Source organism: Chloroflexota bacterium (assembly GCA_014360905.1).
Lineage (GTDB): Bacteria > Chloroflexota > Anaerolineae > UBA2200 > UBA2200 > JACIWX01.
On record JACIWW010000010.1, the window covers coordinates 37,442 to 52,030 of the forward strand.

Here is a 14,589-nt window from a genome sequence, read left to right on the forward strand (position 1 = left end):
CATTGTCGTTGCGCTGCTACGAGGGGGACGGTTTACTAATCTAATTAACATTCCGTTACGATGGGGGCTTCTGGCAGTGACAGCGTTTGCCATTCAAGCCCTCTTTATTTACCAAAAGCCGATACACAAAAGCATTGGCGTCTGGGGATGGCAAGAGATACTCTTTATGGTGTCGCATCTATTGTTGCTGGCGACTGTTTGGGCAAACCGCCATCTGCCCGGAGTCAAACTAATCGGACTGGGTTTGCTGCTGAACTTTATCGTGATGGTTGTTAACGGGGGCTGGATGCCGGTTACTCCTGAGGCAGTGGTTAAGGTAGGACATACTGGACTTGTCCCTTCCTTGGAATCTGGTACACGCGTATATAGCAGCAAGAACATTATCTTGCCAAGGGAGCGGACGAAATTGCAGTTTCTATCTGATGTCTTGGTCTTGGCCAGGCCCTTCCCAATCCCAACGGTTTTCAGCATCGGGGATATATTGGTTGCAGCGGGTGTCTTTTTGCTCATACAAGGAGCGATGTTGGGACATGTGGGAAGCGCTGGCGCCGATAAAACGGTTTAGGAGGGAATGATGACGACAGCATCTCTTTCTCAAATTATTGGCACAGCCGTTATTGATGACGGTTTTCGGAGCGCTCTCTTGAGCAATCCCAAGCGCGCTCTAGCCCAGTTCAATCTGGAGGCCAATGAACTGCGCAGCATCGCGTCCATCCGCGCTAACACAATCGAGCAGTTCGCTGAGCAATTGATTGTATGGATGAACGATCACGAACCAGAGTGGGCATAGTTTAGGATAGAATAGCGGGAATTTACTTCATGAACCAATCTTCTCGTGCTTTGATGCCATGCAGGATATTGCTCGTTGATGATGAGCAGGAGATCCTCGATATCTTGGTACGAGTGCTGAGACCGGCAGGGTACGAAGTGGACACGGCTAGCAATGGGCAGGCGGCCCTGCAAAGGATAGCGTATCAGGATTATGACCTGATCATTACCAACATTAGGATGCCCGTTCTGGATGGGCGGGCATTCTATCGCCAATTGTGTGCTTTGTATCCCCACTTGAGCCAGCGCGTCGTCTTCTGTACCGGTGATACAGCTGATGTGGCCACGCAAAGCTTTTTGAACTGCACCGGCGCCCCGGTAATCTTCAAGCCGTTCCAACTGAGCACCGTGTTGGAAATGGTATCGTACAAGTTGGCTGTATGCCGCGCCCCGATTCCAGTCCCGCCCTCACAGCGGTCTCAAACAGAGGCAGTCGTTTTGCCAACGACTTGAGAAATCTGCTGTCCCTATTTGGCCAATTCGCTATCCTGATTGGCCTGAATCCAAAGCGCAGCCTTGTTAGGCAGCTCGCTGAGCGGACCACGGCACACGGTGCAATCTGGCAATGAATCTAAAAAAGATGAACCGTAGCTTTTGCTAAGAATTCGTTTGTCAAGCACGATGACGACACCGCGATCGGTATAACTACGGATCAGACGGCCAAATCCTTGCCGAAAGCGCAGTACTGCCTCAGGTACCGCGTATTGTCCAAAAGGATCTTCGAAGGTGCGACTGCGTGCTGAGAATACCGGGTCTGATGGTACAGAGAAGGGCAGACGTACGATGACCAGGCAACTAAGTGCAGGTCCTACCACGTCTATGCCTTCCCAGAAACTCCTTGTGCCTAGCAATACCGAATGAGGAGTGGTCTTAAAGTTCTCGAGCAATTGCCGGCGCGAGCCATCAATGCCCTGTCCATAGACAATGATGCCTGCTTCCTCCAATGGTCTGGCGATGGCGTAGTAGGTATTCCGCAACTGATGGTGGGAAGTGAATAGAATGAGAGTACGTCCTCTAGTCGCCAAGCATAACTCGGTGATCGCTTTGGATACGATATTCTGGTAGTTTGGTTGGGCTGGCTCTGGAATATCAGTGGGCAGGTAAAGCAGGGTGGAGTTTGCATAGTCAAAGGGCGATTCGACAGCAAACTCTTCTGCGTCCTGCAGTCCCAGACGTTCACGGATGTAGGCGAAATCCTTCGCTGTGCGCAGCGTTGCTGAGGTCAGAACTACGCTCTCCAGTTTGGAAAACAGATGCTGCACCAGCAATGAACTCACATGTAGGGGAGCCGAGTGCAAGGTGATGTCCTCATCTTTGGCCCCAATGCTAAGCCAGTAGATGCCCCCGGACACTGGCTGACTGATGATGGCGCGCAATTGCTCGCGTATCTCTCGCATGTGCTCAAGTCGGGCCCAAATTTCCTGCAGCAAGTCCTCATAATTCAGGATATTCTGGCCCTCTAAATTGGAGAAGCCGTGATGTAATCCTTGCAGGCCTTGTTCTACTTTGAGCAAGTCATTGTCTAGTTCATCGGCTACGATCTCGATTTGAGACCAACCAGGCTGTTTTCTGATCCCGCTAGTCAATTCAATCTGGCGGTCATAGTTTTCATTCGGACGTTCGAACTCCGGAGACAAAGTATCCTTGACAAAAGTGTGCAGAGTGGTGAAAAAGTTATCCAAGGATAAGAGCGCCTGTTCCACTTGGCCCTGCATGTTAACCAGATAAGCGTTGACTTGTTGTTGCACTACTGCACTTATTGTGCTGCCGCGCAAATGCTGTGGAATCTCGTGCAAGAAGCCTCGGTACTGTCCCGTGATGGTCTGTTGGCTCAGCCCCCTTAGAAAAGAAGCAGCCTGGCTATAGTTTACGGCAAAGCCCAATTGCTCCGTAGCGCGAGCTTCCAGGTGGTGCGCTTCATCAATCACCAGGTGATGATACTCGGGCAGCACCCTGTTTGAGACCACCATATCGGATAGCAGCAAGGCGTGGTTGATCACAACGATATGAGCTGCTTCCGCATTGCGGCGTGCCCTGTGCAGAAAACAGCGTCCTCTGCGGAAATGGGGGCAGCGATCGCCCAGGCAGCTTTCCTGCTCAGCCTGCACCTGGCTCCATACGGCAAGCTCCTGATCCCGTAGCGATAGTTCAGCCAAATCGCCGGTCTCGGTAACCGGGAGCCAAGCGAGGATTTTAGCCAGTACCTGTACCTCTTCTGTTTCCAGCGATTCGCTGCGCCGAAAGAGAGCCAAACGACGCAGACAGATATAATTATTGCGTCCCTTTAGCAAGGCAGCCTTGAATTCAAAGGGCAAAATTTTCTGCAAGTCTGGAATATCCTTATTGCAAAGTTGATCCTGCAGATTAATCGTGTTGGTCGAGACAACCACGGGACGGCCATTGCTCACTGCGAAGTAAATAGCTGGCAGCAGGTAAGCCAGAGATTTGCCAGTTCCTGTACCTGCTTCTGCGAGGAGCTGGCCGCCTTCGTTAAGGACTCGGGTAACGGCGCGGAGCATCTCGATCTGCTGTGGACGGTGCTCGTATCCCTGAAATCGTTGGGATAGCAATCCCCCTGGTGAAAGTATGGCAACCAGTTCTTGCTCGTCGAGCAGGCTCTTGCTAGCCGAAGGGCGTAAAGGCTCCGGCTGTTCGCGACGGTCCAGCACAAGCCCCAGTGTATCGCTATCCAGGCTCCCCTTGGCAAGCAGTTGCTCGCGTATATTGCTCGCGAAAGCGGTGTGCACCCGTTCATGTTCCAGGTCTAAGAAGAATTGTCGCAGTGGCCAATAGCTGCGTGCAGCGGTGCGGTTGATCTCCTGCAAGACAGCCAGATCCATCTGCAGCCCCCGCTCGACCAAAGCGAGAAACAGATCCTTGGCGGCTATGGCATCGGGTAGAGCGCGGTGATGCTCTTGGGGCGCAATGCCGAGGATAGCCGCTAGCGTAGCCAGATTATAGGTAGGCAATTTGGGCAATAGGATACGTGCCAATTCGAAGGTATCAATCAGTGGATTGCGCAACAAAAGACCATGCTTGCGGAGAAAAGCAGCATCAAACCCCACCGTGTGACCCACAACTGGGTAGTCACCAATGAAACTGGCTAGGCGCGCGATAACAGAGGCAAGGCCAGGCGCCTGTTGTACCTCCTGTGGAGTGATGCCGGTCAGCTTCTGCACCTTGTATGGGATAGGTCGTTGCGGATTGACCAGCGTAGACCAAGTATTCAGCACTTGGTGGTCGCGGAACTTGACTGCGCCGATTTCTATGATGTCATCCCGTTCGGGATCCAGACCGGTGGTTTCGAGATCGAGGGCTACGTAAATACGGCCCATCAGACTCCAATCTAGGGGGCAAATGCCCCATCAAAACAATGAAAACTTGTTACTGGACACTACATGTCCTCAAGTTGGTATAGGATAATCGTAACTGCAGCCAAAGCAGCAGTCTCGGCACGCAGGATGCGTGGGCCCAGGGTGACCGGAGCAATGCCGTAGCGACGAGCTTGGTCAATTTCCCGCGCCGTAAAACCTCCTTCAGGGCCCACAATTATGCTAATGGAAAATGGCTTGCGAATGATCACATTCTTACCCTGTACTTTGATAGATGCAGGGTCCGAGGCAGTTAACATGGAGCGCAGCGTTCGTGTTTTCTCCTCTTCCCAAGGCAACACCGCCAGATCGGTTCGCCGAGCTCGTTCACAGGCCTGGGGAAAGAGCAATGGCGTGTGCAATCGCGGCAGACGAGCACGCCGCGATTGCTCTGCTGCTTCCAAGGTGATCCTCTGCCAGCGCTCGAACTTGGCCTTGCTCACTTCCTCTACACTACCAATCACACAGCGATCTGAGACCATTGGCACGAATTCGACCACGCCCAGTTCTGTGCCCTTTTGGAGCACCCATTCGAATTTATCGCCCTTGAGCAGGCTCTGATACAGGGTGATCTTGGTCCTGGGCTCTGTGCGTGTGAGCACTTTTCGTTCGATCAGGCCAGTTATTTGTGCCTGCTCGACCTCGGTCAAGCGCACTTCATATTCCCAGCCCGAATCATCCAGGACTGTGATGACGTCGCCTGGCCTGAGGCGCAAGACATCACGGATTTGGTGCACTACTGAGCCGCTAAGGGTAACCTTATTACCCTGTAGCCAGGTGGGAGGTATAAAAAAGCGGTGCATGTGAAAAGGGCAGAGAAGCATTGCCGAGTGTCGCACGTCATCGGACTGTGCCGCTCTGCTTTCCCTCCTTTCTACCTCGTCTTGACCCGTTGTGTGGGCGTTGTCCAATCAGCGCAACCCAGTCTTTCTTCATGCGACGTTTACGCACCACCAGATTCGCTGCCGATAGAGCTTTGCATACCGCATCTTCTTGTGGCTGAATGATTCCTGAAACGATGAATGTACCGCCCATGGCCAGGCATTGTGCCATTACATGGGCTGACCTGGCAATGACATCGGCGGTGATATTCATGACGCACACATCAAAGACTCCATTCCAAAGCCCAGATGCATTGAAAATCTTTGGTATGTGGTTCGCTTCCTTCGTTGTCGGACCTGCCATGAGGCAGACGAGGCTTTCTACTTCTTCAGAAGCGGAACAGGCTGGTAATACGCTTGACCCGTCCAAAGAAGATGTGAGGATTAGGGAAGCTTTTTGTAGCGATACGATTTCCTGTACTGAATTGCGAGCAAGGTTCTCACGTGCTACCTGTAGAGCCATGTCATCAATATCCAAAGCCACGACGTGGCCTGCTCCCAGCTTAGCCGCAGCAATTGCCAAGATGCCCGAACCAGTGCCTACATCCAGCACTTGTTGACCAGGCTGCAGATGCTGCTCGAGAGCCTCCAGGCTCAAACGTGTGGAAGGGTGAAGGCCAGTTCCAAAGGCCAGGCCGGGGTCGAGTTCAATGACTATTTGACCTGGAGTGGCCGTATACGAAAGCCAAGAAGGCTTGACCACGATGCGTTTTCCGATACGCTGTACCTTGTAGTCGGATTTCCAAGCTTCTGCCCAGTCTGTTTGGGAGAGCCAACGTGTAGCGGGGGATGGAATGGGGTAAATTTGTCCTAGGTGCCACAGAGCTTCTTCGATCTTTGGTAGGATGACATCGCTTTGCTCGGTTGAGAGGAATGTTTTCACCCTGACTGTAGGAGATTTGCGTGTTCCCAGCCACACTTCTTCGATCACTGCACCGCTTGGGTTATATTGGTTGAATAGGGCACTCACTGCCTCTGCCGCCTCGCTATCTGTTTCCACGCTAATCTCAAACAACTTCATAACGGCAATTAACACAGGTTAGATGCGAAACGCATCTTTGAGCTTTTCAAACACGTTGCGGTTGTCTTGGAGGATAGCCTCCTTGCCCATGGTTTTGGAAAGTTCACGCAACAACCGTTTCTGTTCTGCGGTCAAGTTGGTGGGAGTGGCCACAAAGACGGTCACCACTTGATCTCCCCGACCATTACGACGTAAATACGGTACACCTCTTTCCTTGATGATAAAAGACTGTCCTGTTTGAGTACCTGCCGGGATGGTCAGTTTCACATCACCATCGAGGGTGGGAACGGTGATTTCATCGCCCAAAGCAGCCTGAACCATGTTGATGGTGATGTTCAGATGGATGTCATTTTCTTTCCGCCGGAAGTAGCGATGAGGTTTTACCGAGACAAAAACATAGAGATGACCCGGAGGACCTCCATTGATGCCTGCGTTGCCTTCGCCAGCGAGGCGAATGCGCATGCCATCATCTACACCTGGTGGGATCGTTACCGTGATGCGTTTTCTGCGACGAACCCGCTGTTGTCCGCGACATTCAGGACAAGGATTAGAGATGACTTTTCCCTCTCCTTGGCAAATTGGGCATGTGGAAACGTTGACGAATGAGCCGAAAATGGACGAACGCACTCGACGTACTTGGCCTGTCCCCCCGCATTCGGGACAACGGGTGGGACGGGAGCCTGGCTCGGCACCAGTGCCATTGCATGTCGGGCAGAGCGCGAGCTGCTCGATTTCCAGCTCCTTCTCGACGCCGAACACGGCTTCCTCGAAGGACAAGGACAAGTCAGCGCGGAGGTCCTCGCCCGCGCGAGGCCCCTTTTGGGTACGCGTGCCAGCAAAGCCACCGAAGAAGCTCTCGAAGATATCGCTCAGGTCGGGGAAGCCAGCGAAATCGCCCAAGCCGCCCTCTACCCCGCTATGTCCAAAGCGGTCATAAGCCAGCCGTTTCTGCTCATCGCTGAGAACTTCGTATGCTTCGTTGATCTCTTTGAAGCGCTCTTCGGCTTCGGGGCTTTTGTTCACATCAGGATGATACATGCGGGCAAGTCGACGGTAAGCCTTACGGATATCGTCCGTGCTGGCATTGCGATCTACGCCCAATATATCATAATAGTCACGCTTTGTACCCATATCGGTCTTTCAGCATCCGCATTTGGATGATAGTATACACCAATGCTTGATGAGGAACAAACGAAAAGGGGGATTGCCCCCTAATCCCCCTTTTGCTGCTACGACGTACTACTTGCCTTATACTTCTCGAAATTCTCCTTCGACTGTGCCTTCATCCGGTGGCTCTTGCCGGCTTTCTCCACCAGGTGGGGGCGAAGTAGGGCCAGTACGTTGGTACATCGCTGCCCCGATACGCTGTAAAGCCTCGCTCAATTCCTGCGTGGTACTGCGGATACGGTAGATATCCTGGCCTTGCAGGGCGGAGCGCACAGCGGCGATTTTGCCTTCTACCTCGCTGCGTATATTGGCTGGCACCTTATCGCCCAGTTCCCGCAGCGTCTTCTCTGCGGTATAAGCCATTGAGTCGGCATTGTTGCGCGCTTCGGCCTCTTCTTTGCGCCGACGGTCTTCCTCCGCGTGGCGCTCGGCTTCGCGTACCATGCGCTCCACTTCTTCCTTGGTGAGTCCGCTAGATGCAGTGATGGTAATCTTCTGCTCGCGGCCAGTCGCCTTGTCCTGCGCGCTAACATGCAAGATGCCATCGGCATCAATGTCAAATGTTACCTCGATCTGCGGGATGCCGCGCGGCGCTGGCGGGATGCCATCTAGGATAAAGCGGCCAAGGGTTTTGTTGTCAGCCGCCATTGGGCGCTCACCCTGTACCACATGGATCTCCACACTGGTTTGGCCATCGGCCGCTGTGGAGAAAATCTGACTCTTCCTCGTGGGGATGGTGGTATTGCGCTCGATAATGGGGGTGGCAACGCCGCCCAGGGTCTCGATGCCCAAGGTCAATGGCGTGACGTCGAGCAGCAATACATCCCTGACCTCACCACCTAGCACAGCAGCCTGGATAGCCGCACCCACCGCCACCACTTCATCTGGGTTGACGCTCTTATTGGGCTCTTTGCCGAAGAACCTGCGTACGGTCTCTTGTACCAGTGGCATGCGTGTCTGGCCACCGACTAGCACGACCTCATCAATATCTGCCGGAGTGAGCTTTGCATCCTTCAACGCCTGCTCGACTGGTCCAATAGTCTTTTCCACCAAGTCCCCCACCAATTGTTCCAGTTTGGAACGGGTCAGGGTCATGACTAAGTGTTTGGGACCAGTCTGGTCCGCAGTGATGAAGGGCAGGTTGATCTCCGTTTGCATCACGGTAGACAATTCTTTCTTGGCTTTTTCGGCCGCTTCCTTAAGGCGTTGCAGAGCCATGCGATCTTGGCGTAGATCAATGCCATGTTCCTTTTTGAACTCGTCTGCAATCCAATCGATGATGCGCATATCAAAATCATCGCCACCAAGGAAGGTGTCACCGTTGGTGGAGATCACCTCAAATACACCCTCGCCGATGCTCAGAATGGAGATGTCAAAGGTGCCACCTCCCAAGTCGTAAACCGCAATCTGTTCATCTTTTTTCTTGTCCAGCCCATAGGCCAGCGAGGATGCTGTAGGCTCGTTGATGATGCGTAGCACTTCCAAACCAGCGATCTTGCCTGCGTCCTTTGTAGCCTGGCGCTGTGAGTCGTTGAAGTAGGCCGGAACGGTAATGACGGCCTGTGTGACTGGTTCGCCCAAGTATGCTTCCGCATCAGCCTTGAGCTTTTGTAGGATCATCGCCGAAATCTCGGGTGGTGAATACGATTTGCCACCCATGACGACCCATGCATCTCCATTCGGTGCTTCAATGATCTTATAAGGTAAGCGCTTCATTGCCTTTTGCACTTCGGGGTCTCTGAACTTTCGCCCCATAAGGCGTTTGATGGAGAAAATTGTATTCTCGGGATTGGTGACGGCTTGGCGGCGAGCTACCCAACCCACCAAGCGTTCACCGGTCTTGGGATTGATGGCTACCACTGAAGGGCAGAGCCTTTCCCCTTCCGAGGTGGGAATAACTACCGGCTCGCCTCCTTCCATCACCGCAACTACAGAAAATGTTGTTCCTAAGTCAATACCTACTATCTTGCCCATATGTTTCCTCCTGGGAATGAATTACTTGGTTGTACTATGTTCCTCTTGGTTGTCTGCCTGCTCAGCAGCACGGGTTTCTTCTGCTGCTTTGTTGTTCTGTGTGTTTTTGGATACTACTACCATGGCCGGGCGGAGCACTCGATCGTGTAGAGTGTAACCTCTTTGTACGATAGCAATCACCTGGCCATCTGGGTAGGTAGTGTTTTCCTCCTGTTTGACTGCTTGATGCACAGAAGGATCGAAGGGCTTGCCCACCGCCTCGATTTCTTTGAGGCCCTGTTGCTCCATGATGAGGCGCAACTTGCGCTCGATGAGAGCCAAGCCCTCGATCCAGGTAAGGCTATTCAACGCAGCAGGCATTGTCTGGAATGCGCGCTCAAAGTCGTCCAGTATCGCGAGTAGCTTAGTGATCAGGTCAGCCTGACCAAACTTGAGCCATTCTGCCCGCTCCCTATCCACGCGCTTGCGATAATTCTCCAGATCCGCTGCCGTGCGTTTCCATTGCGTTAGATGATACTCAGCCAGTTTCTTTTGTTTCTCCATTTCCTGCTGAAGCGACTCGATATCCCGAGTTTGTTCCTCAGCCGGTGCAGTTGTCTCCGTTGCGTCTGCTTTGAATTCTGAGGGCTGATTCTGTTCAGCAGTTTTTTCTACTTGGCTTTTCTCTTCTTCAGACATGATGCTTACCCTCCTGTAACGTTGTTCTCTACCTGTGCTGCAATGAGCTAGGATTCGTGTCTAGGTCATTGCCTCAAACGAGGTCATGCTCCGTACAGACGGTGCAGCAAGTCGTTCATCAGGCTAGCAACATAACGCACTACAGAGACGGCTCGCCCATACGGCATGCGCATGGGACCCAACACGCCTAGAATGCCATTCGCTTCGCCAGGCAAGCCATATCCAGACAAGACCAGACTGCAATCCCTAAGCTCCGCCCATTTGCTTTCGTTGCCAATGATTACCTGAATGCCATTGGCCAATTGGGCTTCGCTCAAAATAGCCTGTAGTGTATTATCCTGTTCCAGGATTTGCAGGACCTGTCGCGCTCGTTCGATCTCGACAAACTCGGGTTGACGCAGGATGTGCACCAGGCCATCGCGGTAGATCTCACGAGTGCCTTGGGCTTCATGGGATTGCATCAGTTCCACAATGCGTTTGCTGACTTCGGCCTCGAGAGTCTCTTCTTCGGGATAAATCTTGGCCTGTATTGTTGCCTGTGCCTGATGTGCATCGAGATTGGCAAACTGTTGATTCAGTTTGTTCGAGACGCGACTCAAATCCTCCTGAGCTACAGGTTTGCTGAACACCATCATTTGCTGGTGTACGGAGCTATCTTGCAGCACCAAGATCATCAAGCCCGTCAGTTCACTAATAGAGATGAGTTCGACATGGCGGAAGCGCGCTTGCCGGGCCTGCGGCACGGCGATCAGAGAGGCGCTCTGGGCCGTGCGGGCTAGTACGGCAGCAGCCAGTCTCATCCATTGGTCCAGATCGAGACTAATCTGGTGAAATTGATGTCGGATCATGAGTTGCTCCGACAAGGGCAATTCTGACTCTTCCATGAGCTTCTCAACGAAATAACGATAGCCCTTTGCCGTCGGCACGCGGCCGGCTGAGGTATGAGGCTGCATGAGATAGCCCAATTCGGTCAGTTCGGCAAACTCATTGCGGATTGTCGCAGGGCTTACGCCCAAGCTATAACGCTGGCAAATAATCTCGGAACCGACCGGTCTGGCCATCGCAATATATTCGCGCACAACAACGCCCAAAATTTCTTGTTGTCTTTGAGATAGTTCTTCCATCATTTTCTAATTAGCCTTCCCAGCAGCAACGCTCGCTTTGTTAGCACTCATCTCTATTGAGTGCTAAAATCATACCACGAGATGTCATTCTTGTCAATATCTTTGAGCCAATTCATATAAAAGTCTAATAGTAAAAAGAGCCTTTGTTAATCGCCAAAGGCTCTCTTGTGCGATGCCCAATCTCAACTTAGGCATTGGCTGCTTAGTAAGCGTTCTTATCGCGAAAGATGTTGAAGAAGGTCTTGATCAAAATTTTGATATCCAGAAGCAAAGACCAGTTTTCAATGTACCACAGGTCGTATTTGGTGCGCTCTACGATGGAGGTGTCGCCACGTAAACCATTCACTTGAGCCCACCCAGTCATGCCGGCTTTTTCTTTGTGGCGCTCCATATAACGCGGCACAATCTGACGGAACTGCTCGACAAATATAGGACGCTCTGGACGGGGTCCTACCAGGCTCATATCCCCTAGCAATACATTGATGAATTGTGGTAATTCATCCAGAGAATGGCGGCGGATAAAGGTGCCCAGACGGGTGACTCGTGGATCATTTCTGGTGGCCCAAACTGGGCCAGTTTGTTTTTCTGCATCCACGCGCATGGAGCGGAACTTGAGCATCTGAAAAGGCTTTGCATCCAATCCCATGCGTTCCTGGGCGTAGAATACTGGTCCAGGCGAATCGAGTTTAATCAAAAGCGCGATGAGCAACATTAACGGCGAGAGAAGAATCAGCATAGCAGCACTGACGACAATGTCCATGGCGCGTTTTAATGCCAGACGCCAACCACGCAAGGCCACGTCACGGACAGTGAGCAGCGGCAGCCCGTTCAGGTCATCAATACTGATCTCAGAAGCAATGATCTGAAACACGTCAGGGAAAACTCGCACAGCTGCTTTTTCGCGTTCGGCCTGTGAGATGAGATCCAGTATCTCCTCATGGCTAGCCTCGGGCAGGCCAATGATTACTTCCTGTATGTTGTGCTCGCGGATAAGAAAGCCTAGTTGCTGACGAGAGCCAAGAACAGGCAACCCGCTTACCTCTTTGCGCCCTGGTGAGTCGTCTGCAAATCCAACCGGTTGATAGCCTAGGTTGGGTGATTGGTTGATCTTTTGCAAAATCATCCGCCCTACATCACCGGCACCTACAATGAGCACTTTGGTAGGATGAGCAATGCGGTACCTGGCGTGCAAGTAATCGGTGAAAAGCCGCCCTATCATGACCAAAGGGATGCTTAAGAGCCAGGCATAGATGACCATGGCGCGAGGGTAGTCCAACTCGTTTTTGTACACAAAGGAAGTCAAGGCAACTGAAGCAATGGTACCGAACGAGACGGCAGCCATAATGGAGTAAGATTTATCAATACGCGAGAGACCGGGCTTGAAATGATATAGTCGGTAGAAGAAGAAAGTGGCCAACAGAGTCACAATGTGGATGAACAGCATGCCGCCATAATAGCTGAACGGACGTGGGACGAGCGGACGCGGGTATTCCGTAACTCGTCGCAGCAGGTAGGCGCCAGCAAAGGATACGGCGCTCATAGCAGCATCCACAGCTACTGTGAAGAGGCCTAAAAACCAACTAGTTCTGCGCTGCACCTTCCCATCTCCACAGAATAGGCTTACCCCGAAGGAACAAAGATGTTAAGAACGCATATTGCTGCTTTTTGGACCACGTTGACTTCTCAGACATTGATATCTATCATTTTAGCACTGCAAGGCAGTCTGCGTCAACTGCGCAGCCAGCTTTTGTTGCAGAGAGGATTTCAGGGCTCGAAAGCGCCTCTGAAAAGAGAGCGAGGTAACCAACTCGGTGGTCATGATCAAAGCATCTTCGTTGTTATCCGAATAGTATCTCTTGCGCAGGCCGGCAGCCATGAAACCGTACTTCTGATAGAGCTTCTGCGCTGGGGAATTCGAGACCCTTACCTCCAAGGTGAGAACGGCTGCATTCAGCGCTATGGCGTGGTCAATCAGGTGCGTGAGCAGTAGCTCGCCAATACCTCGGCCGCGCCAGTTGGGATGTACAGCCAGAGTACAAATGTGTGCCTCATCCAGGATAAGCCAAAAGCCGCCATAGCCAATTATTTTGCCCTGTTGGCGAGTTTTGTTTGCGTTGTTTTGCTCGCCATGACTTGTGCTCGTCCGTGCAGGGCGGGCGACGAAAAAGTGGGCCATTGGATTGTAGTGCAGTTCGTACTCAAAGGCATGAGCCGACCAAGGCAAACTGAAAATCATCCTCTCGAGGGCTGCTACTTCTGGCACGTCGGCAAGAGTCATTTTCTCCACGGTGTAGGGGATGTGATTGCCCATTACAGACCAACCCTCACGCGTGCTGCAGATAGATAGGGGAAAGCAAGGACAAGTCATCCCTTTCCCCTGCAACAAATCGCTGCCAAGCAAGTTCAGCGAGATAGCCTGTGCGCCGCATGGCCAAAGCCGGGCTAACAATGATAGCTTGTCTGGGCACTGCCTCGCGCAATGCTTGGCCCAAACGCGGGTCAATTTCCCCGCAGATTAGTGTCGGTTCTTTGAGGTAGGCAATGAGTTCGTCTACGTTAATAAGCATGTACTCGCTACGACGTTGCCAGGTACCAGCAAGTGCCTGATAGAAAGCGATGCACCATCTCCCCCGACCAGCAGGAATGACGGCACACACAGGCAAAGGCTGATGGGAATAAGCGTAGGCTGTGGCATCTAGGGTGGGCACTCCCAGCAAGGGGATGTCCAGAGCCAAAGCCAATCCCTTAGCCACGCTCATGCCAACGCGCAATCCAGTGAAGGAGCCAGGCCCTAGTGAAACGGCCACCGCGCCAAGATCGGATGGTGCTATTGCCTGTTGTTCACAAGCACACACAACATAGGTCATCAATTCCACTGTGTGGTTATCGCTTGTCCTCCACATCTGCTCGACCTGCAAGCCGTCTTGGTTGTATAGGGCAAGGCCTGCTATACGCGTAGCTGTGTCAATTGCCAGCAGCACGAGGAACTCCTTTGGTACATAATGCGTAGTGGGTGAGATTGCAGAGGGTTGTATACCAGGAGACTATTCGCCTCCAAAGGCCTCCTGACGGAAGCGTTGTAATAATTCCTCATAACGTTTTCCCTGTGGTTCGAACAACAACCCCCTTTTGGTATCCCCCAAATAATGTAAGGTGACCCATAGTCTTTCCTCGGGTAGCATTTGGCGCACGCGCTCAGCCCATTCAATAACACAGATGCCATCTCCATAGAGATAGTCTTCCAGCCCTAAAGTGCGTGCTTCGGCGATTGTTTCAATACGGTATAGGTCTATGTGGTAAAATTTGTGTCTGCGATTGGGCACGCGATACTCGTTGACCATGATGAACGTGGGACTGGCGATAGCGGAAGTCACTCCTAGCCCGCGGCCAATGCCCTGCACTAGACAAGTTTTGCCTGTGCCCAATGCTCCCTCTAGGCAGACTAGGTCACCTCCTTGTAGCAAACGCCCAAGACGCTCGCCAACGCGTCGCGTTTGTTCCGTGCTATGGCTGATAAAATCTAAACTATGGGCGGTGAGAATTGG

General features: G+C 52.3%; 14 protein-coding genes. 3 read left to right on the top strand and 11 right to left on the bottom strand.

All coding sequences use genetic code 11. From position 1 onward, the window contains the following. The first annotated feature begins 76 nt into the window (after positions 1 to 76). From H5T67_05970 to H5T67_05980, 3 genes are read left to right on the top strand one after another with little or no spacing between them, the layout of a single operon-like run. Positions 77 to 565: a DUF5317 domain-containing protein gene (locus tag H5T67_05970; protein ID MBC7244866.1), complete on the top strand. Its 489-nt coding sequence runs from the start codon at positions 77 to 79 to the stop codon at positions 563 to 565. A gap of 9 nt (positions 566 to 574) precedes the next feature. Beyond that, positions 575 to 790 (top strand): hypothetical protein, encoded by a 216-nt coding sequence (locus H5T67_05975; GenBank protein MBC7244867.1) that lies wholly within the window; start codon positions 575 to 577, stop codon positions 788 to 790. Between the two features lie 29 nt (positions 791 to 819). Next, positions 820 to 1,281, top strand: a complete 462-nt coding sequence (locus H5T67_05980; protein MBC7244868.1) for a response regulator — start codon at positions 820 to 822, stop codon at positions 1,279 to 1,281. Positions 1,282 to 1,295: 14 nt separating this feature from the next. Here the strand turns inward: H5T67_05980 and H5T67_05985 are convergent, their stop codons facing one another. The 11 genes from H5T67_05985 to tsaE form a co-directional block, all read right to left on the bottom strand. Continuing rightward, the gene (locus tag H5T67_05985; GenBank protein MBC7244869.1) at positions 1,296 to 4,163 is read right to left on the bottom strand and encodes a hypothetical protein; all 2,868 of its coding nucleotides are present in this window, start codon (positions 4,161 to 4,163) and stop codon (positions 1,296 to 1,298) included. 59 nt (positions 4,164 to 4,222) lie between these two features. Beyond that, a complete protein-coding gene (locus H5T67_05990; protein MBC7244870.1) occupies positions 4,223 to 5,110 on the bottom strand; it encodes a 16S rRNA (uracil(1498)-N(3))-methyltransferase in 888 nt (295 codons plus the stop codon). Then, positions 5,040 to 6,080, bottom strand: a complete 1,041-nt coding sequence (locus H5T67_05995) for a 50S ribosomal protein L11 methyltransferase (protein MBC7244871.1) — start codon at positions 6,078 to 6,080, stop codon at positions 5,040 to 5,042. Before H5T67_05995 ends, H5T67_05990 begins: the two co-directional genes overlap by 71 nt. 39 nt (positions 6,081 to 6,119) lie before the next feature. Then, positions 6,120 to 7,232 (bottom strand): molecular chaperone DnaJ, encoded by a 1,113-nt coding sequence (dnaJ, locus tag H5T67_06000; protein MBC7244872.1) that lies wholly within the window; start codon positions 7,230 to 7,232, stop codon positions 6,120 to 6,122. Between the two features lie 117 nt (positions 7,233 to 7,349). Then, positions 7,350 to 9,242 carry a molecular chaperone DnaK gene (dnaK, locus tag H5T67_06005; GenBank protein ID MBC7244873.1) on the bottom strand — a complete coding sequence of 631 codons (1,893 nt, stop codon included), beginning with the start codon at positions 9,240 to 9,242 and terminating at the stop codon, positions 7,350 to 7,352. A 21-nt stretch (positions 9,243 to 9,263) separates the two neighbouring features. Next, positions 9,264 to 9,920, bottom strand: coding sequence for a nucleotide exchange factor GrpE (gene grpE / locus H5T67_06010; protein ID MBC7244874.1), 657 nt, complete (start codon positions 9,918 to 9,920; stop codon positions 9,264 to 9,266). Between the two features lie 83 nt (positions 9,921 to 10,003). Beyond that, the gene (hrcA, locus tag H5T67_06015) at positions 10,004 to 11,047 is read right to left on the bottom strand and encodes a heat-inducible transcription repressor HrcA (protein ID MBC7244875.1); all 1,044 of its coding nucleotides are present in this window, start codon (positions 11,045 to 11,047) and stop codon (positions 10,004 to 10,006) included. 199 nt (positions 11,048 to 11,246) lie between these two features. After that, complete coding sequence (locus tag H5T67_06020) at positions 11,247 to 12,641, bottom strand: undecaprenyl-phosphate glucose phosphotransferase (GenBank protein ID MBC7244876.1); 1,395 nt, start codon at positions 12,639 to 12,641, stop codon at positions 11,247 to 11,249. Between the two features lie 108 nt (positions 12,642 to 12,749). Then, on the bottom strand, positions 12,750 to 13,322 hold the full coding sequence (gene rimI, locus H5T67_06025) for a ribosomal protein S18-alanine N-acetyltransferase (GenBank protein ID MBC7244877.1): 573 nt from the start codon (positions 13,320 to 13,322) through the stop codon (positions 12,750 to 12,752). Positions 13,323 to 13,368: 46 nt separating this feature from the next. Next, a complete protein-coding gene (gene tsaB, locus H5T67_06030; GenBank protein MBC7244878.1) occupies positions 13,369 to 14,025 on the bottom strand; it encodes a tRNA (adenosine(37)-N6)-threonylcarbamoyltransferase complex dimerization subunit type 1 TsaB in 657 nt (218 codons plus the stop codon). A 63-nt stretch (positions 14,026 to 14,088) separates the two neighbouring features. Then, positions 14,089 to 14,586: a tRNA (adenosine(37)-N6)-threonylcarbamoyltransferase complex ATPase subunit type 1 TsaE gene (tsaE, locus tag H5T67_06035; GenBank protein MBC7244879.1), complete on the bottom strand. Its 498-nt coding sequence runs from the start codon at positions 14,584 to 14,586 to the stop codon at positions 14,089 to 14,091. Positions 14,587 to 14,589 lie beyond the last annotated feature (3 nt).